The organism is Atopobium minutum 10063974, assembly GCF_000364325.1.
Taxonomy (GTDB): Bacteria; Actinomycetota; Coriobacteriia; order Coriobacteriales; family Atopobiaceae; genus Atopobium; species Atopobium minutum.
This window is the reverse complement of record NZ_KB822534.1, coordinates 199,908-220,052: the sequence shown is the minus strand read 5'-3', so window position 1 is coordinate 220,052 and position 20,145 is coordinate 199,908. Positions and strand designations below refer to the sequence as shown.

Here is a 20,145-nt window from a genome sequence, read left to right as displayed (position 1 = left end):
CGGTATGGAAAATACAGCTCGCACAATGGATACCGCGCAAGACAAGAATATGACCGATGCTTCACAGGGGTAGGAAGCATTTGGTTTGGAAGATCCTGAAGGCTCATGGTTTTTCTCGGCACCCAAGGAGTTTGATGTGAGTAAGCTTTCCGAAGACGAGCGTAAAAATCGTTTAAATCTTATTGATACGCTTTCCAATGCGTTTACCGAGGCGGAGTCTGAGACTGCGGGTAGAGCTGATGTTGCTGGGGCCGTGAGGGCTGCCTATGGTCTGCAAGCTCAGGATTCTGCTGTTGAAGCCGCCAATGGGGCTGCGTATGAAGGCGTGTCTGCCGATAAAACCGGCGTGCTTGGGGGAAATAACGGTGTGCTTATTTCTGGTGGCATGTCTTTTTCAAATGACATGACAAGTTCAGATGGCACGACTGCTAGCAGCTTTGTAACAAGTGAGGACACTGTTTTGGACGGAAGCTCAGCGGTGCCTGACAGCACTATGATGCCTTCTTTTGATCGTGATGAGATTTCTTTTGCGGGCTTGGTTGATACGCAAGGTCGGCCCACTATTGATCTGCAAAGCGTGCTCAAGCGCTCCATGTTTGGCGGCTATTCTGAGTCCAGTGTCCATGATCTGATTGATGAAATTTCTCATTCCGATGCTCAGATGCGCGCGGGCTTTGAGCGCCAGATCCAGGATTTGTCTCGTGAGGTTGCAAGCTCTACCAGTGAGTGTAGATTGCTGCGTAATCAGATGGAGCAGATAGAGGCTCATCGTGCAAAACTGGAAGCCTCTTTGTCCGAGGCCTCCACGCAGCTAGATCTTGCTCGTGAGCAGAGTGAAGACAAGCACGAGCAGCTCTCCGGTATCCGCTCACAGCTAGAGCAAGCTATGGACATGAAGTCCAAGCTTGAGCAGGCGGTTGCGGAACTTGAGGCTCACAAGCGTGATGCAACTGCTCAGATTGACCGCCTCAAGGACGAGCTTGACCGCGTGTCCAATGAGCTTACCCATGTATCTAAAGAGCGCACTGATGCTCTGGATCGTCTGGAAGAGGCCTGTGCAAGCATGAAGGAAAATGCCTCTTTGCTTGAGGCTGCTCAGCATAAGAATACAGAGCTTGAGCAGCAGATTGAGACGCTTACCAATGAATTGTCCGCCGCACAAAAGCAGGTTGCAACGCATGCAGATCTTGTCGAGAAGGTCGAGCAAACCGTGCAAGAGTGTGCGGAGCTGTCTGACCGCATTGAAGAGCTCTCCAAAACCAACATAGCGCTCGTAGGGCAGAACAATGAGCTTGCTGCTCTTTGCCAAGACTTTGAGACTGAGTGTACTCAACTGGTTGCTCGTGTAGCTGCTGCGCAGGACGAGGCTGCACGTGCCCGCAATGAGGTTGCCGCTGCTCAGCAGCAGGTGGCTCAGGCAAAAGATGAAGCTACTCGCGCATATCGTGAGGTTGCATGTGCTCAAGATGAAGCTACTCAGGCGCATGATGAGGCAGCTCAAGCGCGAAACGCCGCTGCTTATGCACAAGATGAAGCAGCTAAAGCGAGAAGCGTGGCTGCGCGCGCCCAAGATGAAGCTGTCCGCGCTCAGAATGAGGTTGCCGCTGCTCAGCAACAGGCTGCTCAAGCACAACAAGACGTTATGGCTGCGCAGCAGCTCGTAGCTGAGTACAAAACTGCTCATGGCGCCATCCAAAAGCGTTGTGATGAGCTAAACGCTACACTCACCACCGCTACCAGGCAGTATGAAGCTGTTCTTACAGAGATGACAAAAACACGTACGGATAACCAGAGGCTTGCAGAGGCTTTGCATGAGGCTCAAGCCACGAATAACCGTCTTACTTCCGTATGTGGCAAAACGTATCAAGTACTTGCTGCACTACTGGGTGAGTTTGATGAACTCAGCGCCGACGCATCAAGGCTGGCGCCTGAGGTGGTTGACTTTGCACCTGATGCAACAAGCGCTGCTACTGATACTGCTACCAGCGCTTATCCCAGTTCTGGTGCGGATGCAGCAGACAGTCCAGCTAAGCATTTTTGTGATTTGAACGACGATTCGGATGAGTGTGCACCTGAGTCTGAGCTCAAGGAAGCTCCCAAGGAGGCTCGTTCCTTTATCTTGGTGGACGAGAAACCCGCTGAGCCTGCCGTTCACAAAATGAGCGCCGAAGAGTATCTGCGTCAGCGCAATTCTCGTCAGTAAGCAGATCTTGTCCGTGTGCAGCCACTGTGTTGCCGTATTTTGTAGTATCCGCACTCACCCATATTTGAAGGAGGGGAGTCATGAATGGTAAACCTACCACGCACAATCGTTTGCGTGGATCCTTACACCGCATTTTGCGTTACGTAGCACGTACTGAAGAGGGGCAGTCTTTTGTTGAATTTGCTCTTATCGTTTCTGTCATGTGCCTTCTCGCCTTGGTCCCCATCGATCTGGTGCGGTATGCTTCGCTGCGCATGGCCCTTAATGAATGCAACTGCCTCATCGCTTTCTAGCGTAAATTACGAGTCTCTTACTCAGGGCAATTATCAGGAAAGCATCAACGCATCACTTCAGGCAGCTGGCCGCAAAAAGCTTACCAACCTTCGTGTGGCGTCTATCGATCTTGGTGCTGCAGGTCAGCAGGCATATACCTATCGCGTTTACTCATCCGATAAAGAAAAGGAAGGCAACTTCAACGAGCGCTTTGAAGATCGACCTTCCAACTATAGCTACCAAACCATTACCGTGCGAACTCAGTGTGAAGGTCAAGCCATTACGCCACTTGGTGCTTTGTTTACGGGCGGCATGGATTGGACCATTACCAGCGACCCTATGAGTCGCAACGTGTATGCGAGTGGATATAAGGAGTGATATGATGCAAAAATTATCAGCAGCACTCCGTTGTAGCGTTTCTCGTCAGGCACATCGTGAAGAGGGCCAGGCGCTCTTAGAGTTTGCGCTGGTATTTCCCCTCTTTGTTCTGCTTATTTTTGCCACCATCGAATTGGGTTGGGTGGGCTATCAACACATAAGTTTTGAGTATGCGTGCAGCCATGCTAATTGGGGCTACGTCAAAGAAAAATACAAGGATGCAGGCGATTATGCAGACACCGCTCCTACCGATATTAACAGCGGTGTCGATACGGTAGTTAAGAAAGCCATTACCGATTCTGGTTGGTTTGGTATGGACGCCTCCAAGCTTGTTGTTTCTGGTGCTGAAGTAACGCTTACGAGCACGTCCAGCTCGTTTGATGTGCCTAACTACGATAAAAAACCGCATGATGCCACGCAGTACACGCGTCATATGCATGCCCGCGCCACTATCAGCTACCGCGTAAAGCCGCTAGTAGGACTCTTTATTACAGAGCATGGGATGGAACGCACGGTTGATTACGACCAGATTATTGGTCAGCAGAGGCGGAGCTACTAATGAAGTTTGGATTGCAACATATACGCCGCGCGCACATGTGCAAGGCGGCAGCCTAGGCTCAGGATGAGCAGGGAAATGTTCTTGTCATGTTTGCTGCTGCGCTTGTAGTCATGATCTTTTTTGTAGGCTTGGCTATGGATGCCAGTATGGTGCTCATGGCGCATAGTCGTCTTAATAGTATGTGCCAGCTTGTGGCTCAGGACCATCTTACATATCAGGATACGGTGCGCTACAGTGAGCAGCCAGGTACAGATTTTTCTAAATGCATTATAGAGACCCTGGGTGCGAATGGTTTTACCAACAAAGGGGAGCTGTACTTTACCGAGGATGTACGCTCTGAGAATGCACGTCACTATAAAGCACGTATTGTCTTGCATGGCTCATGTGATACCTATTTCCTCAAACTGTTTGGTTTGAAAAAGATCGACTTTGCTGCTCAGACTGATTTTGATGATACCTACGGTGAGCCTAATGACAACGTGGTCTGGTCTCCCTCGGCTTCTGCATCACAATACTCTGAGCGCTACAGCTTTGATAAGGGCGCTGTTACTAACTTTAATGCACGTGATCTACCTAATGGATGGACTATTGAATGAATGTTCCCGTTAAGCGCAATGCATCCATAGGTGCTTATCGCAAGCAATATGAGCAACAGCGCAAACAAAAAATTAAAAAAATAGCGGTTGCAGGCTTTGCCTTTGTGGCCTTGTTACTGCTTGTGGTTTCTTTCTTTAACTCAGTAACCATTGTGGTGCCGCAGTCGTTGAGCGGGGCCATGCTTCCGCTTTCGCTCAAGTATGGCATTACTCACCTAAGTATGGTTCATATGCGCGTGGTCCCGGATTCCGAGCTTACTAGCTCCACCATTGCGGATGTTATGAAGCGTGAGGGTGCCAGTTTATGTATTTGGCCAAACTCTATCAATGATGGGTTAGGTACTACGGATAAGTTGGGTGACCTTAAAGAAGTAGCAGCAAAAAATTATGATCGTCTTATGGTTATGCCCTATTCCACTGCAGTAAATCCTGCTGATGATTCCAAAACTGCTTCTACAGATGGCCAGGGCGTGATTAAGGGTGAATCGTCTCTTAATTATGGTAACTCTGATGGTGCAGAGGCCACTGCGGCAGCAATTAAAGAGGCGGGCGGCATACCCTCTAATGAGGAACTCCAAAATGATACGGCAAAAAGCAAGGAAGAGGACCAAGAACAGGCTGCAAAGAAGGCAGAAGATGCAAAGAAAGCAGCGGCTAAAGCAGGTGACTCCTCTGGCCATGCGCCTGAGTTTTGGGGGGGTTGCAAGTATTCCTTTAGTAGGTAACGTAAGCGCTTTTGTTTACAATCCCAATTCCTTTAATGATGCAAAAGCTCAGATTCCGCAGTCCAGTGAGGGTGTGGTTGCGGTTGGTCATAGCTATCCCGAGCTGTTTCCCCAAGGGGTGGGGATGTGGGCTGCATCTGATAAGTAGCTTTCGTCGTTGGTGTACCTTACAGATTCTCTTGACCAAGGGGATTTGAATTGGCCTGTTGCAACTCAGCGTTATATGAGCGAGCTGTATAACTGGAAGGCAATAACTTCTGATGACAGCACCATTGCTCCCAACCTTACATCACTGCCGTCCCGTGAAGAAGTTCTGTCGTCGTTTAAAGAGGGCAAGCTTGCTGGGTTTATCGGCAGTTCCGAAGAAGCGATGGAGCTAAAGGATCAGGGTGTCAACTGTGAATTTATGACTCTTCCAGGAACTTCTGACGATAATCCCGCAGTATTTTATCCACGTTACTCCGCTTCCATTTTGCCTGAAGTGGGATCGCGTGAGCTCGATCTTCTTAATTGGCTATTGGGGGACGATGCACAAGCTTCTTTGGCGCATGATACAAAAAGCCTGCAAGCTGCATACAACCCAGACGAGAACACCACTAAGCCTGCCAATATTTCTTTACAGCACAAAGCGCGTATTACCTTACTTGAGCGTGTTGATGAGCAGCGGCGTAAAGATGCTCCTGATGCCGCTCATACGGCTGTCTCTCATATAGGAGGGACTTCTGATGAATGATCACTCTTTTTTGCGTGCAAAACCAGTGGCTGCGTTAACCAGTATGTGCATAGCGGTCTTTGGACTTGCTGTTGCTCTTGTAGGTGGTCTACCTGCGCAGACAGCGTACGCTCGCGGAGGATCAACGCTATATGTTGAGACCGTTATAGATAACTATGATGAGTTGTCAGATGAGTCAAAACATGTCGTAGATACATCTGGATTTTCTTATGACTTTAAGTTCTTTTCACAAGTAAAGCAAATTTATCATACTGTAAACGGTCAAATCCCTACAGGGGAACAGGTAGTAAGTCAACAGCTCAGACGGGGCCAAAGTATGGTTTCAGCTGGCAGAAGAATCCCCTATTTCTATGCGACGCCTAATGATAGGACTAATTCTCGGATTAGTTTTGTTGGGATGGAATTTAGTGGTGGAGTGTCTCAGCTGGCATTCCCAATGGCACCAGGTAAAAGATGGGAACTTCCTGGCTATGGGCAGTTTTTTACCAATAATTATGTGGGTACTATCACGCTACACTTTCGCTATAACGAGGAACTTGGCCCCGTTAAGCCCCCCAAGCCCGATATCGGGATCAAAACTACCAAAAAGATTGACTATTTAGGTGATGGCAATCCTAACGCAGATACACAGCGTAAAGGTCCCAATGATTATCGTACGTATTTGTCGGCACAGGCGGCAGATAACTCTAACTTCCCCAAGTACCGCCGTAAGAATTTTATTATTGTGGCTGATGTTTCGGGTTCTATGAAGGAGAGCTATATACATGGTTCTCGCGAGTCTAAGATAGACTCACTCAAACGTAATCTTTCTACAATGATTCATACGCTTGGTACCTTTGATTCTAATAATACGTTTTCGATTATTACTTATGCCAATGAGGTAAAGGCAGTTTTAAATAAAGGAAGCTATCGTCAGGCGGAGTGGGCAATTAGGCAATTATATGCTGAAGGTGGCACCAATACTGGTGGTGCTTTGTTAGAAGCACAGCGCTATGTGGATCACAGTCCGGATGTAGACAATGTTTTACTCTTAGTAACCGATGGTCTGCCTACCGAGGTTCCGTATAACTACTTTGGTGCGAGCTATGGTGGCTACACCAATGCAGGAGATGTTGTATATCCAGCAACGCAGATGCTGCTCAACCAGCTTAAGGGTGTTGATTACTTGTACTCCATCTTTATTGGTTCTGGCCGCGGTGCTTCAATACTACAAACTATTACCCATAGTGTAAGTACCAATAATGAGAAGGCTGCCTTCTCAGTAAATAGCGATACTGAGATGAAAAACATGCTTGACCGCCTTACGCAGCGTCTCAGAAATCCCGAGGTGTACTTTACTATTTCTTGCCAGCTGAGTGAAAACGTGAGTTTGTATGGCAACTCTTATAAGCTGGTAGCAACCGATGCTCAGGGTAACAAGCGGGACCTCAACTATGGCGTAGACTACACCGTTACCTATGATGGAGCGACCCGTACGGTTACCGCAACCATCACCAATAAGGTAAAAGAGGATACAAAATACGAGTTTTCGTTTGATGAGCGAACGTCTACAGCCGCTATTAAGAAATGGCTTGCTGCTAATGAAAGCTATCCTGATGTAGGCGATGCTGATACTGACTATGACTTGGTCAACCCCACCTCTTCTGCAAGGCCTGGTTTTTATGATATTGATAAGGCCGAGGCGCAGGTACAGTATGTGGCTCAAGATGGCACGAGCTCGGGAGAAACGTTTGCGTATCCCAAGCCTGTTGTGCAGGTGTACTTCAAGCCCAGCAACAAGGGTAAGATAAGCCCGCATGTTGTGCTGTACAACATGAAATTATCTCCCAATATGTTCATGTTTGAGCTATTGGATGCAGATGGCAATGTCTTGGAACAAGCCGGTAATGATGAGAATGGTGATGTCGACTTTAAGGACATTGAGTATAAGCGTGAGGGCGTGTACCACTATCTGATTCGCCCCTATGTTCCTCAGCCAGGTCAGGACGGATTCATAGAGAATATGCGCTTTGATAGCCATACGATTCCCGTTGTGGTTACGGTCGAAGTGAAGGACGATGACTTCTCTACACAGGTTGAATACGATCCGGACAATATGTATCACGAAAGCTATGGCCTTAAGGGCGTTGTGAACTAGCGTTTATAGCCACGAGTCAGCAGTGCCTCTTTCATAAGCTACGATAAGGTACTGCATACCAGCAGCAGGCTGTTCCATAAAGGAGCAGCCTGCTTTTTAATAGGCACACAGGTAAGCAGTATCGCCCTCAAATACGAGTTGCTCGTTTACATTAAAGCTATTCCAGTTCTTGTCCTTGAAGTAGCGCTCCTTTACCTCATCGAGCACTGGCACATCAATAAGCTCCATGCCGTTCATATAGTTAATGAGGCAGTAATATGAATAGGGGACAGTCAAAATTCTGTTGCTCAATTCGTAGCGATTGTAGCGTGTTTCAAAAAAGGCACCGGTGGGCTTTGTGTCGGTAGTCAAGCCAATCTTTGTTACTTGAATACCACTTTGCTGCTCATAGGTACGAATGGCAGTACCAATAGCGAGAGCATATATGCGGTCGGCTTCGTTAGAAATATATACGTCTTGAGCAATGTCTTGGACGGATAGAGCAGTAAATACCAGCATAAGCATGAGCGCACTTTTAAGTATGGTAGGCAGGCTTAGCAGGCGATTGCTTTGCAGAATGCCTTGATTGTGCCAGTTCACAATCACCAGCAACACAAGCGCCGCAATAAAGGACCATACCGCAATGTTGCTGCGTGGAGTAAGGAGAATATGGGATTCAATGATGTGTGGCGCAAAGGCCGCTACGTATGATAGTACAGCTGTGAGAGCAAAGAGCTTTTTAGTGCGGCGAGACGCAGTGTGCAATACGCGCACCAGACACAACACGACAACAGCCATAAAGAGCAAGATAATGCCCGGAAGAAAGAGGCCATCTGCATTCCAGTACAGAGCTGGCTGATACGTAAGTATCTCAAAAAGGTTATGTAAAACATTGAGTGGAGAAAGGTCTGCACCGCGGCCAGAGTTGCCGATAATATTGAGAGCCCGCAAAATCTTTACCAGTCCCACATTGAGGATTGCGCCAAAGCCAGCGCTTACACAGGCGATGCCACCACGTTTTAGTGCTGCTTCATAGTCTTTATCGGTAAGGTAGTGCGTAAAACTACCAAACAAAACCAGCGCTACGTAGATGCCAATGAAGCTCTGATAAGTGCCCAGCGCAAGGTACAAGAGGAGGGCAGATGCAAGTTTTGCCACAGCTCCTTTCTTAAAGAAGAGCTTGACGGAAAATCCTGTGGCAGCAATTCCTGCGGCGTCGGATAGCGCAAGCTCAGGGAACAAAATAAGGTCCATGTGAAATACATTAAGCCAGCTTAAAGATGCCGCGGCAGCAAGTAATAGCTTAAGAGCTAGCTCGCCCGTTTTGGTGGCAGCAGGTTTGCAAAGACTGTAAAATGCCGTGGTTACCGCGTAGGTTGCTGCAGCACAAGCGACAATCCAAAACACGAGCAGGATCCTTTGGGAGTCAAGCGTGCCAATGCCCAGAGCGTCGGTTAACTTGTATAGAGCAAAGCTGGTATAGCGGCCAAGCGATAAATGCCAGAAGGGTGCGATGTAATCCCTGACAAGATATGAGTCGGTCGAGAAATGATTACGCCACAGCAGGCAAAAAAATATGAGAGTAAACGAGGACAAGATAATGGCAAATACCAAGCCATTTATATGATTAAGTGCTTTTGAAAACAGTGTTTGCTCAGAGTCGGTTGATGGGTGGAGATCCGTGCGCTTTACGGAGTTTGCCTGCGTTACGTCTGATAGATGGTTGAGGTGATGAGGCGTATCACTCTTTTTCTTGTGGGAGGGGGTTGCCTGTCGCCTTGTTGCGCGGTAAGAAGTGTTCATAAAACCTCGGTGTAGTTTGTGCACGAAATGCGTATTTTGACTCAGATTTAAATGATAGGAGTTTGTGCCTATTGTCGCTGTTCTCTTAAGTACATACGTGCGGATATGGGTAAAACTAGTAAAGCAACAGAACTAAATGCTTCTTTTCTTCTCACATTTTGGTGGTATCAACCACAATATCTGGTATGTTTATAAGGATTCAGCCCCAATATATTCTATTCATATCATATTTGAGGTCCCTATGAACATTATTAAACGCAGTGGTGCAGTTGAGCAGTACGATGGCCAAAAGATTATTCGGGCCATGCAAAAGGTTTTTGTTGCAACGTCTGAACAGATAACTCAGGCGGAGCTTGAGCAGCTTTTAGCTCAGGTAGAGGCGCGTGTGTCCACTACGACTCAGCCAACGGTAGAGCTTATTCAAGATGTGGTTGAAGAAACCCTTATGCGTGCCGGTCACTTCCAGCAGGCAAAAAGCTACATTTTGTATCGTTCCAAGCGCAGTGAGCTGCGCAGCCAGCGCTCCGAGCTTGTCCGTCTTGCCGCGGATGAGGGCTTGCTTCCCGTTTTGTTAGGTATCGAGAAGGACTTTGAGCAAGAGCTTTACCCGCTGGATGCATGGGCTTCTCGCTTTGAAGGACTGGTCAAGCCAGAGATGACACGTGCCCAGCGCTTGGATACCTTGGCTCGTGCCGCAGTGGAGCTGTGCGATCGTGAGGCTCCGCAGTGGAGCCATATTGCCGCAAGGATCATGGCATATGCAACCCATCAGACGCTTGAGCAAACCATGGCACGCCACGGCATTAGCAATCTGTATGACAAAATTCAGCTTCTAACGGATGCCAACCTTTATGGCAGCTATATTTTGGAGCAGTATAGCCGTGAGGAAATTTTGCAAGCGCAGGAGCTTCTCGATAATACGAGGGATAAGCTTTTTGATTATGCAGGTCTTGACCTGGTGTTGCGTCGCTACGTTATTCGTTCGCATGAGGGAGAGATCCTAGAGACTCCCCAGGAGATGTTCTTGGGCGTGGCTCTGCATCTGGCCATGAAGGAGGATCACGCCAAGCGCCTGTCTTGGGTGGCTCGGTTTTACAACATGCTGAGCACGTTGGAAGTTACTATGGCAACCCCTACGCTTTCCAATGCGCGCAAGCCTCATCACCAGTTGTCCAGCTGCTTTATTGATACGGTGCCCGATTCTTTGGAAGGTATTTACCGCAGCATTGATAACTTCTCGCAAGTGTCAAAATTTGGCGGCGGCATGGGTATGTACCTGGGTAAAGTTCGTGCTTCTGGAGGCAGTATTCGCGGCTTCCAAGGCGTTGCTGGCGGCGTCATTAGGTGGATTCGTGTTATCAATGATACGGCCGTGGCGGTAGACCAGCTGGGTATGCGCGCGGGTGCCGTGGCTGTGTATCTGGATGTATGGCATCGCGACCTTCCTGAGTTCTTGCAAATTCGCACCAATAATGGCGATGATCGTATGAAGGCGCACGATGTTTTTCCTGCGGTCTGTTACCCCGATCTATTTTGGAAGCTTGTTCAGCAAGATATGTCCCAGCAGTGGCATCTGATGGACCCGCACGAGATTCTCACCATTAAGGGCTATGCGCTTGAGGATTACTTTGGTGAGGAGTGGGAGCGTCGCTATCTAGAGTGTGTGGCAGATCCACGTATTTCTAAACGCAGCATACCTCTGAGAGAGATAGTCCGCCTGATTATCCGTTCTGCTGTGGAGACGGGCACACCATTTGCCTTTATGCGTGATACGGTCAATCGTGCTAATCCCAATCCCCAAGCAGGCACTATTTACTGCTCAAATCTGTGTACGGAAATTGCACAAAACACCTCTGCTATGCAGACGGTTTCGCGTGAAATTGTAACGGATGAGGGCGACACCGTAGTGGTTACTACCGTGCGGCCGGGTGACTTTGTTGTGTGCAATTTAGCAAGTTTGTCGTTGGGCAACATTGATCTTGAGAACACCGCGCATCTGCGTGAGCTTACGCATACGGTGGTCCGCGCTTTGGACAACGTCATTGACCTCAACTTTTACGCTTTGCCTTACGCCAAGATTACCAACCATCGTTACCGCTCCATTGGTTTGGGCGTGAGCGGCTACCATCATATGTTGGCTAAGCGCGCTATTCGCTGGGAGAGTGAGGAGCACCTCGCGTTTGTAGATCAGCTGTTTGAGCAGATCAATCGCTTTGCCATTGAAGCTTCTTGCAATTTGGCTGCCGAGCGTGGTTCGTATGCTTTGTTTGAGGGTTCTGACTGGCAGACGGGTGCATACTTTGAAAAGCGTCAGTATGTTGGTGCACAATGGGATGAGTTGCGGGCTAAGGTTGCGGCCAATGGTATGCGCAATGCGTATTTGCTTGCGATTGCGCCCACCAGCTCTACCTCTATTCTTTCTGGTACTACAGCTGGTTTGGATCCCATCATGCAGGCATTTTTCTTGGAAGAGAAGAAAGGCATGATGCTGCCACGTATTGCCCCTGAGCTGAGCGCTGCAACCTATTGGTATTACAAGGCGGCACACACGATTGATCAGCATTGGTCTATCCGCGCGGCCGCTATCCGACAGCGCCACATTGATCAGGCACAGTCCATGAATTTGTACATCACCAACGAGTTTACTATGCGCCAGGTCCTTGATCTGTATCTGGATGCGTGGGCGCGCGGCGTAAAAACCATCTACTATGTGCGTTCCAAATCTCTTGAGGTGGAGGAATGTGAGAGCTGCGCTTCTTAAGCGCTGCCACGTGGACGCTTTTGCGCCTGCACGGGTGCATCCCAGTGTTGCTGAGTAAGCAGATGCAGGCAAGGTAAGCAAGATATACAACAGTTACATGAAGTGGAGAGACCATGACCGTTGACAAAAGCATGAAGTTGGAGCGTCGTCCCCTGTTTAACCCACAGGGTGATATTGATGTGCGCGAGCGCCGCATGATTGGCGGCAACACCACTAACCTCAACGACTTTAACAACATGCGCTACCAGTGGGTGAGTGACTGGTACCGCAATGCTATGAATAACTTTTGGGTTCCAGAGGAGATCAATCTGGCTCAAGACATCAAGGATTATCCGTTGCTGTCCGAGCCTGAGCGCACCGCTTACGATAAGATCCTCAGCTTTTTGGTGTTTCTCGACAGCTTACAAAGTGCCAACCTGCCCAATGTAAGCAGCTATATTACGGCCAATGAAGTCAACCTCTGCTTGGGTATACAGACCTTCCAGGAATGTGTCCATTCTCAGAGCTACTCCTACATGCTGGACACCATTTGTTCCCCCGAGAAGCGCAATGAGATTTTGTATCAGTGGCGCGATGATGAGCACCTGCTTGCCCGCAACACCTTTATTGGCGATCTCTACAATGAGTTTTTGGCGGAGCAGAGCCCTCGCGCGCTCTTGCGTGTGTGTATGGCCAACTATATTTTGGAGGGCGTGTACTTCTACTCTGGATTTATGTTCTTCTATAATTTGGCACGCAATGGAAAAATGCCTGGTAGCGCCCAGGAAATCCGCTATATCAATCGAGACGAGAACACGCATCTGTGGCTGTTCCGCAATATTATTTCTGAGCTTCAGCGTGAAGAACCCCAGCTGTTTGACGAGAAGGTCGTCCAGGAGCTGCGTGAGATGTTGCTCGAAGGAGTGCGCCAAGAGATCGCTTGGGGTCGCTATGTAATTGGCGATAAAATCCCTGGTCTAACGGGTGATATGGTGGAGCAGTATATCCGTTACTTGGGCAATCTTCGCTGGAGTGGCCTGGGTTATGGGCAGTTGTTTGAAGATGTGTCTGGTGAGCCTGAAGGTATGGAATGGGTATCTCAATACTCCAGCGCCAATATGGTAAAGACGGACTTCTTTGAGGCGCGTTCTACAGCATATGCCAAATCAAGTGCTTTAGTAGATGATTTATAAGTTGTATCCGACAATACAAGTTTTCATGTCAGCGCTCTTCTTTATGGGAGCGCTGATTTTTATGCACGCTGTCTGTTACACGCTGTCTGTTACACGCTGTCTGTTGCACAAGCCATTCTGATGTCCGCCATCCACTGTGTAAGCCATACGGCAATTCCAAGCACAAAGATAGCCAAAGAGCCATAAAAGTGCAGGTAACCATATCTGTCACAGCTGCTGTGACAATTTGGTGCTTAACTTTGCAAAGGTCCTCGTGAATACTGTGAGTATGGAAGTCATAGTGTTGTTGCATAGTTAGGAAAGGCATGGGGAACCATGACGCTTTTTTCTCAAGACCACATGCTGGGGACCTTGCAGGCTGCCAATCAGGCGGAGGTATTTCAGGCGCTTGCTAACCGCGCCCAAGAGCTTGGGGTTGTCGCCAATACGTCTGCAATCATAGCCGACTACACCCAGCGTGAGGATGAAGCAACCACGGGGTTTGGCGGTGGCATTGCTATTCCTCATGCAAAGTCTGCGCAGGTTCTAACTGCGACCGTGCTGTTTGCAAAGCTTGATCCTGCGGTGGATTGGGACGCTATTGACGATAAACCCGTGGATACCGTGATCTCTTTACTGGTTCCATTGGGAGAAAACGCAGAGCACCTCAAGCTTTTATCGGCACTCAGTCGTAGGCTTGTCTACCCTGAATTTGTGCAGGTGCTCAAAAATGGAAGCACTGATGAGGTATATGAGCTTATTGCTAGTGTGCTTGCAGGAGATTAGGCAACAAGCTGCCGAGCCGCTCAGCTAACGAAGCAACGAGCTTATGAGTTTGTTTTTGTAACGAGTTTGTTTTTGTAGGCAAATCCAGCAACAAGGATGCTGGTAAGCATAACAACGGTGAGAGGAGGGCCTATGTCTCAGTCAATTGTTGCAGTAACCAATTGTCCGGCAGGTATTGCACATACCTATATGGTTGCGGAAGCAATTAAGACCAAGGGCGAGGCTGCGGGGTACGAGGTTCATGTAGAGACGCAGGGCGCAAACGGTATTGAGAACGCGCTGACTGCAGAGCAGATCAAACGTGCCGATTACGTAATTCTTGCACTGGGTAAGGGCATGACCGATGATGACCGCGTGCGCTTTGATGGAAAGAAAATCGTAGAAGTGCCGGTATCCAAGGCACTTAAGGATATGGATACCATCGTGTCCAATCTGGAGACACAAGCTCAGGTGTATCGTGCTACCGCGGTTGATTTGGGTGGTCGCGCAGCTAAAGAGGCATCGGTAAGCGGGCTTATGTCTCATCTTATGGCTGGAGTATCCGCTGCTCTACCCTTTGTTATTGGCGGCGGTTTGCTCATGGCCATTGGCTCTATCATGGCTCAGTTTGGTGCACCTAATGTAGAGCCCAATGTGGAAACGGGCACAGTTGCCTCTTTGGCTTGGGTACTCAACACCATTGGTGGCTTGGGCTTCTCATTTATGGTTCCTGTTATGGGTGGCTATATCGCTCAGTCTATTGGTGGTAAGCCCGCTTTAGCACCTGCGTTTATCTGCTCTTATTTGGCAAATCGTTCTGATTTGCTGGGCACTCCTGCAAATGCAGGCTTCATTGGTGCTGTTGCTATTGGCCTGTTAGTGGGCTATTACGCCAAGGCTATGAAGGACATCAAGCTTCCAAAGAACATGCAAGGACTCATGGGCTTTTTGATCATTCCGTTTACCGCACTTCTTATCTTTGGCATCTTGACCTACTACGTGTTGGGTCCCATTGCTGCTGGTATGATGAACGGCTTGGTGACCATGCTTCAAAGCGTCCCCGAGAGCGCTCGTTTGTTTGCAGCATTTCTTGTGGGCGCTATGCTTGCCTTTGATATGGGTGGCCCTGTTAATAAAGCAGCGTGGTTCTTCTCATTCTCATTGGTTGCCTCTGGCGTGTATGAGTGGTACGGCATCGTTGGTGTAGTAACCTTGCTACCTCCTGTAGCTGCGGCTATTGCTACTTGGATTAAGCCTGCTCTGTTTACCGAGGCAGAGCGTGACGCGGCATGGCCTGCTTTGATTGTTGGTGCAACCACTGCTACCGAACCCGCCATTCCTTATGCCTTAGCAGCGCCTTTGCCTATGATTTCTGCGAACGTTTTGTCCGGTGGTATTGCGGGTGCTCTGTCTATGGCGCTTGGGATTAAGCGTATGGCTCCTGGCATTGGCGTGTTTGATCCCTTGCTTGGTCTTATCACTCCGGCGCCACAGTATTACCTTGTATTCTTTGCTGGCCTTGCACTCAATGTGTTGTTTATTATCGTATTCAAGTCCGCTTGGATGAAGAGGCGCGCTCAGAAGAATAATGCGTAAGCAGCTTATATGCGCACCTGTTGTATGCGCGCCTGTGAGATACTTCTCACAGGCGCGTTTGTGCCCTTGCTCTAAGGAGGTTTTCTCATGCAGCTAGAGACGCTACACTATGATTTTGATGCCGTTATCGACCGTCGGGGTAGCTATAGCACGCAGTGGGATTATAGGGCAGATCGCTTTGGCACCAATGACGTCATTCCTTTCTCGATCTCTGATTCTGATTTTGAAGTCCCTACTCCCATAGTTGAGGCATTACAAAAGCGCTTGTCTCATCCCGTGTTTGGCTATACGCGCTGGAACCATCAGGACTTTAAACAGCCCATTGTGCAGTGGTTTTCCAGGCGTGGTGCTGCAAAGGTGGATCCAGACTGGATTGTGTATAGCCCCAGTGTCATCTACTCTGTGGCAACACTGATTCGTATGCTGTCTTGTCCAGGAGATGCGGTGGTTACGTTTATACCTCTGTATGATGGGTTTTACGGGGCAATCCAGGCAAACGGACGAGAAATGCTTCCGGTGTATATGCCTGCAGCACATGAGGGCTATCATTTTGATTTGGATGCGTTGTACGCGGCTTGTGAAAACCCACGCGCAAAAATTTTGCTTCTTACCAATCCGCATAACCCTACGGGCAAAGTGTTTTCTCGGCAGGAGCTTACTGATATTGTGGCGATTGCCCAACAAACCCACACCTTTATTATTTCCGATGACATTCATCGTGACCTCATTTTAGGGGATGTTCCCTACACGCCTATTACAGAGATCACTACGACCGGCGTGGCGCTTGCGTGCTCCAGTTCCAAAACGTTTAATACGGCTGGGCTGATTGGCTCGTATCTTTTTATTCCAGAATCGAATATTCGTGACGAGTTTTTGGTGGAGCTCAAACAGCGCAATGCCTTGTCTAGCGTAAGCATTATGGGTATGTATGCTCAGATGGCGGCATATACCAGTTGCGATTATTATGCAGATGGGCTGGTAGAGCATACGCGCTCAAACATGCAGCGTATCAAGGAGTTCTTGAGCAGTGCTATTCCGCGCATCAAGTTTGAAATTCCGCATGCTACCTATTTGGCTTGGATGGATATTTCTGAGTTGCAGCAAAGTTCAAAGCGCCTGCAACAGGCATGCGTAGAGCAGGGTCATGTAGGCATTATGAGCGGTGCAACCTATGGGGATGACCGCTTTATGCGCATGTGCGTGGCCTGCCCGCGGTCCAAGCTGGAGCAGGGACTTGAAGGACTGCTCAAGGGCGTGCAGAGCCTATGAGGCTAAACGGACGAGAAAAGCAGCTTATCCAGCTCTTACAAGAAGCTCCAGCAACAGGGCAACAATTAGCCGCAGCATTAGGCGTTTCTCGGCGTACGGTTTTGCGTGATGTCACCCGTCTTAACACGCTTTTGGAGTCTTGCGGTGCAGGCCAGATTGAGTCGGGGCTTAATTATCGCTTGCGTATTGACTCTCCGCGTGCGTTAGATACGCTGGTGCAACATGCCTACGATGAGGCCACGGAGGTGTTGCTTGCGCTTTTGACCACGCCTTCCACAACGGTGGGCGAGCTTGCCGAGTATACTGCTCTGCCTTTGGTCACAGTGCGTCAGTCAATAGACAAACTTAATATGCGATTTCGGGATATTTTGCATATTACCTCGCGCGCAGGACATGGCTTGAACCTCATATTTTATAAGCTTGGTCCAGTGGATTTGCTCACGGCACTGTGTGCACAAAATAACGCTCTTAAAAATGATATCGAGCTTTTAGCCAACGCCGGTCTTACGGCCCTGGGATCTTTGGTGCCAGAGGTGGAGGAGTATCGCGCCAAGCTCAAGCCCTGGTTGTCTACCGCTCAAGTAAACATGCAGGTTAATGCCGCTATTGCAACAGCGGGGTTTGTGCATAAAACAGCTACTTCTACCAATACATATCGCAGTGCGCTGCGTGCGTTTATCGATAAGAAAATGCAAACGTATACCTGGCTAAGCGATAAGCGCTATGAGCTTATGGGCCTTGCAACAGACATGCTTAATCAGCATGGCGTTCAGGGTGTGAGTGCTAATCTGCCACATTTGATTTTTGCGCATGTGGCTCGCGCTTCGTTGTTTCCAACCATCATGGACGATGAGTTTTGCACGCAGATTGAAGAATTGCGCATGGCTCATCCGTTTGAGTTTGATTTTGCCCGTATTTATTGCTCGCGTATAGAGCTTATGTACCCTGGGCTGTTATTAGAGCCAGAACTCTGTGCGCTGTATGTGATTGGCAGCTCGGCACGCGATTATACAGCGCCTACAACTATTTTGCTGGTAAGTGCTCGTAAGTCGCTGGAAGCTATCAATTGTGCGTTACTTGAACAAGCCATGAGCGATACCACCATTGTTGTGGTGGATGATCTTGCTGCTGCCGCCGCAAAGTATCGGACACAAAATTTTGACCTTCTTATCCGAGATGAAGCTTGCAATGGTCCTGGAGCAGATGATCTACCTTGGGATTTGCTTACCCATGGAATTTTGCGTGATAAGGACATAGCACAGCTCCAGCGCAGCGTGCTGTATACCTCATATAAAAGATCGCTTGCATCTATGTTGCCGAAAGAAAACTATGTGGCACTACAGACAAAGGGTTTGAGCTATGAGGCAACCCTCACCAAGGGTTTGGATATGCTGGTATCTTGTGGTCGCATGAGCAAAGAAGAAGCCACTGCTACTTTAGCGCGTGAGCTGCAGGCAGATCGCCTCGAGTTTAACGGCGTGGCCGTTCCTCATTGTGTGACTAAAACGCCGTCTCACAGCTTTAGGCTTTTTGCGATTTGTCCCACAACCGCTGTGCCTACACCACAGGAAGCTATTAAGCTGATCTTGATAGTGTTTGCAAGTAAGCATCAAGATGATAAGAATACGATCTTCTCGTATCTGTATTCTACGCTGTCTTCTCAAGCGTCCATTGAGCCAAATATGAGCTATCAGCAGCTCATGGGCCTGCTCGGTTTGGAGAACTAGTATGGATCATGCACACCAGTCAAAATCCTGTGGAGCGGACACTTCTGTCGTGCGCCTGCCAACCCACCAACAGATTGAGGCTTTTGTAAACCAACACTGGGAGGATGTTGTTGCGGATATTGCGCAGCTTGTTTCCATTCCCAGCACAGAGGATCCATCAACCGCTTCTGCCCAAAAGCCCTTTGGAGAAGCCGTAGATCAAGCACTACGCTGCGGTATGGAGATTGCTGTGCGCTTGGAGCTTGACGCACATTCCTGTGATGGGTATCTTGCGTTTGCGGATGTGCCCCTCTCAAAGTTGCGATCTCATGCGGCGAGCGACAGCTGCCCAAGAAAGCAAATCGCCACCATGGCACATCTCGATGTTGTTCCTGCGGGATCTGGATGGGATAGGGACCCCTTTTTGTTGCAGCGCCGTGATGGATATCTGGTTGGACGCGGCGTTTTGGATGACAAAGGCCCGGCAGTTCTGACTCTATGGGCGGCGCATTTCTTTACGCAGCCAGAATTTGCGCCATATCATAGCCTGCGGGTGCTTTTGGGTGGCAATGAAGAGACAGGCATGAAGGATGCCCACTATTATCAATCAAAATATGAAGCCCCTAATTTTCTCTTTACCCCTGATTCCTCTTGGCCTGTAGTGTGTGGCGAGAAAGGCTCATATAACGCACTCATTTCTTTTCCCGTGCAGACAGACGGACGTATTATTTCCATGGAAGGTGGCACCGTACGCAATGCGGTAGCGGCTCATGCTCATGCACTGGTACGCGCTGCGCTTAATGAATTGCCACAAGCAGAGCATATTTCGTTTTCCCCTGAAGGCGAGGGTTGTGTGCGCATAGCTGCTCAAGGTATTGGAGGCCATGCCGCCATGCCTGAGGGGACCAACAATGCTCTTGGGATTTTGGCAGAGTATCTCCTAGAAAATGGTCTGTACGCTCCAAGTGAGAAGCGCTGGTTAGAATTTCAGCAGCTCATGCATGGGGCATGGGATGGCTCTTTGTTGGGTGTAGACGCCACTGATGACATTTTTGATCCGCTTACTATTGTGAGCGGTGTTATGTACGTCCGTGATGGCATGTTTGTCCAGACCGTGGATAGTCGCTATCCCAAATCCACTACGCCTGATGCGTTGTGTGTTCAGCTTCAAAAGGTCTGTGCTCAGCATGGTTTGGAATTCGAAGAAGTGCGCCGCGGCAAGTATCTGTATGTCGATCCGCAAAGCCCTGAGATTATGACGCTGCTTAAAAGTTATGAGGAGTGGACTGGCGAGCACAAACAACCGGTAACACTGGGCGGTGGGACCTATGCTAAGCATTTTCCGTATGCTGTGGCTTTTGGTCCGGAAGAGGATCCAGATCCTCATGCGCCTGAATGGGTGGGTACCATCCATGGCCCCCAAGAGGCAATACCAGAGGCTTCACTCAAGCGTGCGCTTGCAATTTATATTACCGCGCTTGCCCAGCTGCTTAACGGGTAACAAGCGTTGC

The 20,145-nt window shown here is 49.0% G+C and carries 15 protein-coding genes and 1 pseudogene; 15 read left to right on the top strand and 1 reads right to left on the bottom strand.

Translation table 11 applies throughout. The features are described from left to right. Positions 1-85: 85 nt before the first annotated feature. The 8 genes and pseudogenes from HMPREF1091_RS07745 (at position 86) to HMPREF1091_RS07710 (ending at position 7,604) form a co-directional block, all read left to right on the top strand. Positions 86-2,203, top strand: coding sequence for a coiled-coil domain-containing protein (locus HMPREF1091_RS07745; protein WP_002564257.1), 2,118 nt, complete (start codon positions 86-88; stop codon positions 2,201-2,203). A gap of 80 nt (positions 2,204-2,283) precedes the next feature. Then, a complete protein-coding gene (locus HMPREF1091_RS07740; protein WP_002564256.1) occupies positions 2,284-2,496 on the top strand; it encodes a TadE/TadG family type IV pilus assembly protein in 213 nt (70 codons plus the stop codon). Next, complete coding sequence (locus tag HMPREF1091_RS07735; protein ID WP_002564255.1) at positions 2,468-2,854, top strand: hypothetical protein; 387 nt, start codon at positions 2,468-2,470, stop codon at positions 2,852-2,854. Before HMPREF1091_RS07740 ends, HMPREF1091_RS07735 begins: the two co-directional genes overlap by 29 nt. Before the next feature lies 1 nt (position 2,855). Next, complete coding sequence (locus HMPREF1091_RS07730) at positions 2,856-3,413, top strand: TadE/TadG family type IV pilus assembly protein (RefSeq protein ID WP_021736025.1); 558 nt, start codon at positions 2,856-2,858, stop codon at positions 3,411-3,413. An 83-nt stretch (positions 3,414-3,496) separates the two neighbouring features. Continuing rightward, positions 3,497-4,009 (top strand): annotated as a pseudogene (locus HMPREF1091_RS07725) (Tad domain-containing protein); the annotation flags it as partial. Beyond that, positions 4,006-4,734: a hypothetical protein gene (locus HMPREF1091_RS07720; RefSeq protein ID WP_002564252.1), complete on the top strand. Its 729-nt coding sequence runs from the start codon at positions 4,006-4,008 to the stop codon at positions 4,732-4,734. The pseudogene HMPREF1091_RS07725 and the gene HMPREF1091_RS07720, both read left to right, overlap by 4 nt. 193 nt (positions 4,735-4,927) lie before the next feature. Beyond that, entirely contained in the window at positions 4,928-5,467 is a 540-nt protein-coding gene (locus tag HMPREF1091_RS07715; RefSeq protein ID WP_143273471.1) for a type 2 periplasmic-binding domain-containing protein, read from the top strand. After that, positions 5,460-7,604: a DUF7604 domain-containing protein gene (locus HMPREF1091_RS07710; protein ID WP_002564249.1), complete on the top strand. Its 2,145-nt coding sequence runs from the start codon at positions 5,460-5,462 to the stop codon at positions 7,602-7,604. The genes HMPREF1091_RS07715 and HMPREF1091_RS07710 overlap by 8 nt, the downstream gene beginning before the upstream one ends. A gap of 96 nt (positions 7,605-7,700) precedes the next feature. Here the strand turns inward: HMPREF1091_RS07710 and HMPREF1091_RS07705 are convergent, their stop codons facing one another. Then, the gene (locus tag HMPREF1091_RS07705; protein WP_002564248.1) at positions 7,701-9,386 is read right to left on the bottom strand and encodes a glucosyltransferase domain-containing protein; all 1,686 of its coding nucleotides are present in this window, start codon (positions 9,384-9,386) and stop codon (positions 7,701-7,703) included. Between the two features lie 241 nt (positions 9,387-9,627). Between HMPREF1091_RS07705 and HMPREF1091_RS07700 the strand changes: the two genes are divergently transcribed. The 7 genes from HMPREF1091_RS07700 to HMPREF1091_RS07670 all read left to right on the top strand — a co-directional run bounded on the left by HMPREF1091_RS07700 (position 9,628) and on the right by HMPREF1091_RS07670 (position 20,135). Then, the gene (locus HMPREF1091_RS07700) at positions 9,628-12,147 is read left to right on the top strand and encodes a ribonucleoside-diphosphate reductase subunit alpha (RefSeq protein WP_002564247.1); all 2,520 of its coding nucleotides are present in this window, start codon (positions 9,628-9,630) and stop codon (positions 12,145-12,147) included. Positions 12,148-12,260: 113 nt separating this feature from the next. Continuing rightward, complete coding sequence (locus HMPREF1091_RS07695) at positions 12,261-13,319, top strand: ribonucleotide-diphosphate reductase subunit beta (protein WP_002564246.1); 1,059 nt, start codon at positions 12,261-12,263, stop codon at positions 13,317-13,319. 315 nt (positions 13,320-13,634) lie between these two features. Then, a complete protein-coding gene (locus tag HMPREF1091_RS07690) occupies positions 13,635-14,084 on the top strand; it encodes a PTS fructose transporter subunit IIA (RefSeq protein ID WP_002564245.1) in 450 nt (149 codons plus the stop codon). 132 nt (positions 14,085-14,216) lie between these two features. After that, positions 14,217-15,659, top strand: coding sequence for a fructose-specific PTS transporter subunit EIIC (locus HMPREF1091_RS07685; RefSeq protein WP_002564244.1), 1,443 nt, complete (start codon positions 14,217-14,219; stop codon positions 15,657-15,659). Positions 15,660-15,746: 87 nt separating this feature from the next. Then, complete coding sequence (locus tag HMPREF1091_RS07680; protein WP_002564243.1) at positions 15,747-16,928, top strand: MalY/PatB family protein; 1,182 nt, start codon at positions 15,747-15,749, stop codon at positions 16,926-16,928. Then, positions 16,925-18,655: an HTH domain-containing protein gene (locus tag HMPREF1091_RS07675; protein ID WP_002564242.1), complete on the top strand. Its 1,731-nt coding sequence runs from the start codon at positions 16,925-16,927 to the stop codon at positions 18,653-18,655. The genes HMPREF1091_RS07680 and HMPREF1091_RS07675 overlap by 4 nt, the downstream gene beginning before the upstream one ends. A 1-nt stretch (position 18,656) precedes the next feature. Then, positions 18,657-20,135 (top strand): Sapep family Mn(2+)-dependent dipeptidase, encoded by a 1,479-nt coding sequence (locus HMPREF1091_RS07670; protein ID WP_002564241.1) that lies wholly within the window; start codon positions 18,657-18,659, stop codon positions 20,133-20,135. The last annotated feature ends 10 nt before the right edge of the window (positions 20,136-20,145 follow it).

Bases quoted from the DNA above. Each gene is read 5' to 3' on its own strand.
- HMPREF1091_RS07685 (WP_002564244.1), top strand. From the start codon at position 14,217: ATGTCTCAGTCAATTGTTGCAGTAACCAATTGTCCGGCAGGTATTGCA.
- HMPREF1091_RS07735 (WP_002564255.1), top strand. From the start codon at position 2,468: ATGAATGCAACTGCCTCATCGCTTTCTAGCGTAAATTACGAGTCTCTT.
- HMPREF1091_RS07730 (WP_021736025.1), top strand. From the start codon at position 2,856: ATGATGCAAAAATTATCAGCAGCACTCCGTTGTAGCGTTTCTCGTCAG.
- HMPREF1091_RS07740 (WP_002564256.1), top strand. From the start codon at position 2,284: ATGAATGGTAAACCTACCACGCACAATCGTTTGCGTGGATCCTTACAC.
- HMPREF1091_RS07720 (WP_002564252.1), top strand. From the start codon at position 4,006: ATGAATGTTCCCGTTAAGCGCAATGCATCCATAGGTGCTTATCGCAAG.
- HMPREF1091_RS07680 (WP_002564243.1), top strand. From the start codon at position 15,747: ATGCAGCTAGAGACGCTACACTATGATTTTGATGCCGTTATCGACCGT.
- HMPREF1091_RS07700 (WP_002564247.1), top strand. From the start codon at position 9,628: ATGAACATTATTAAACGCAGTGGTGCAGTTGAGCAGTACGATGGCCAA.
- HMPREF1091_RS07695 (WP_002564246.1), top strand. From the start codon at position 12,261: ATGACCGTTGACAAAAGCATGAAGTTGGAGCGTCGTCCCCTGTTTAAC.
- HMPREF1091_RS07690 (WP_002564245.1), top strand. From the start codon at position 13,635: ATGACGCTTTTTTCTCAAGACCACATGCTGGGGACCTTGCAGGCTGCC.
- HMPREF1091_RS07705 (WP_002564248.1), bottom strand. From the start codon at position 9,386: ATGAACACTTCTTACCGCGCAACAAGGCGACAGGCAACCCCCTCCCAC.
- HMPREF1091_RS07670 (WP_002564241.1), top strand. From the start codon at position 18,657: ATGGATCATGCACACCAGTCAAAATCCTGTGGAGCGGACACTTCTGTC.
- HMPREF1091_RS07675 (WP_002564242.1), top strand. From the start codon at position 16,925: ATGAGGCTAAACGGACGAGAAAAGCAGCTTATCCAGCTCTTACAAGAA.
- HMPREF1091_RS07710 (WP_002564249.1), top strand. From the start codon at position 5,460: ATGAATGATCACTCTTTTTTGCGTGCAAAACCAGTGGCTGCGTTAACC.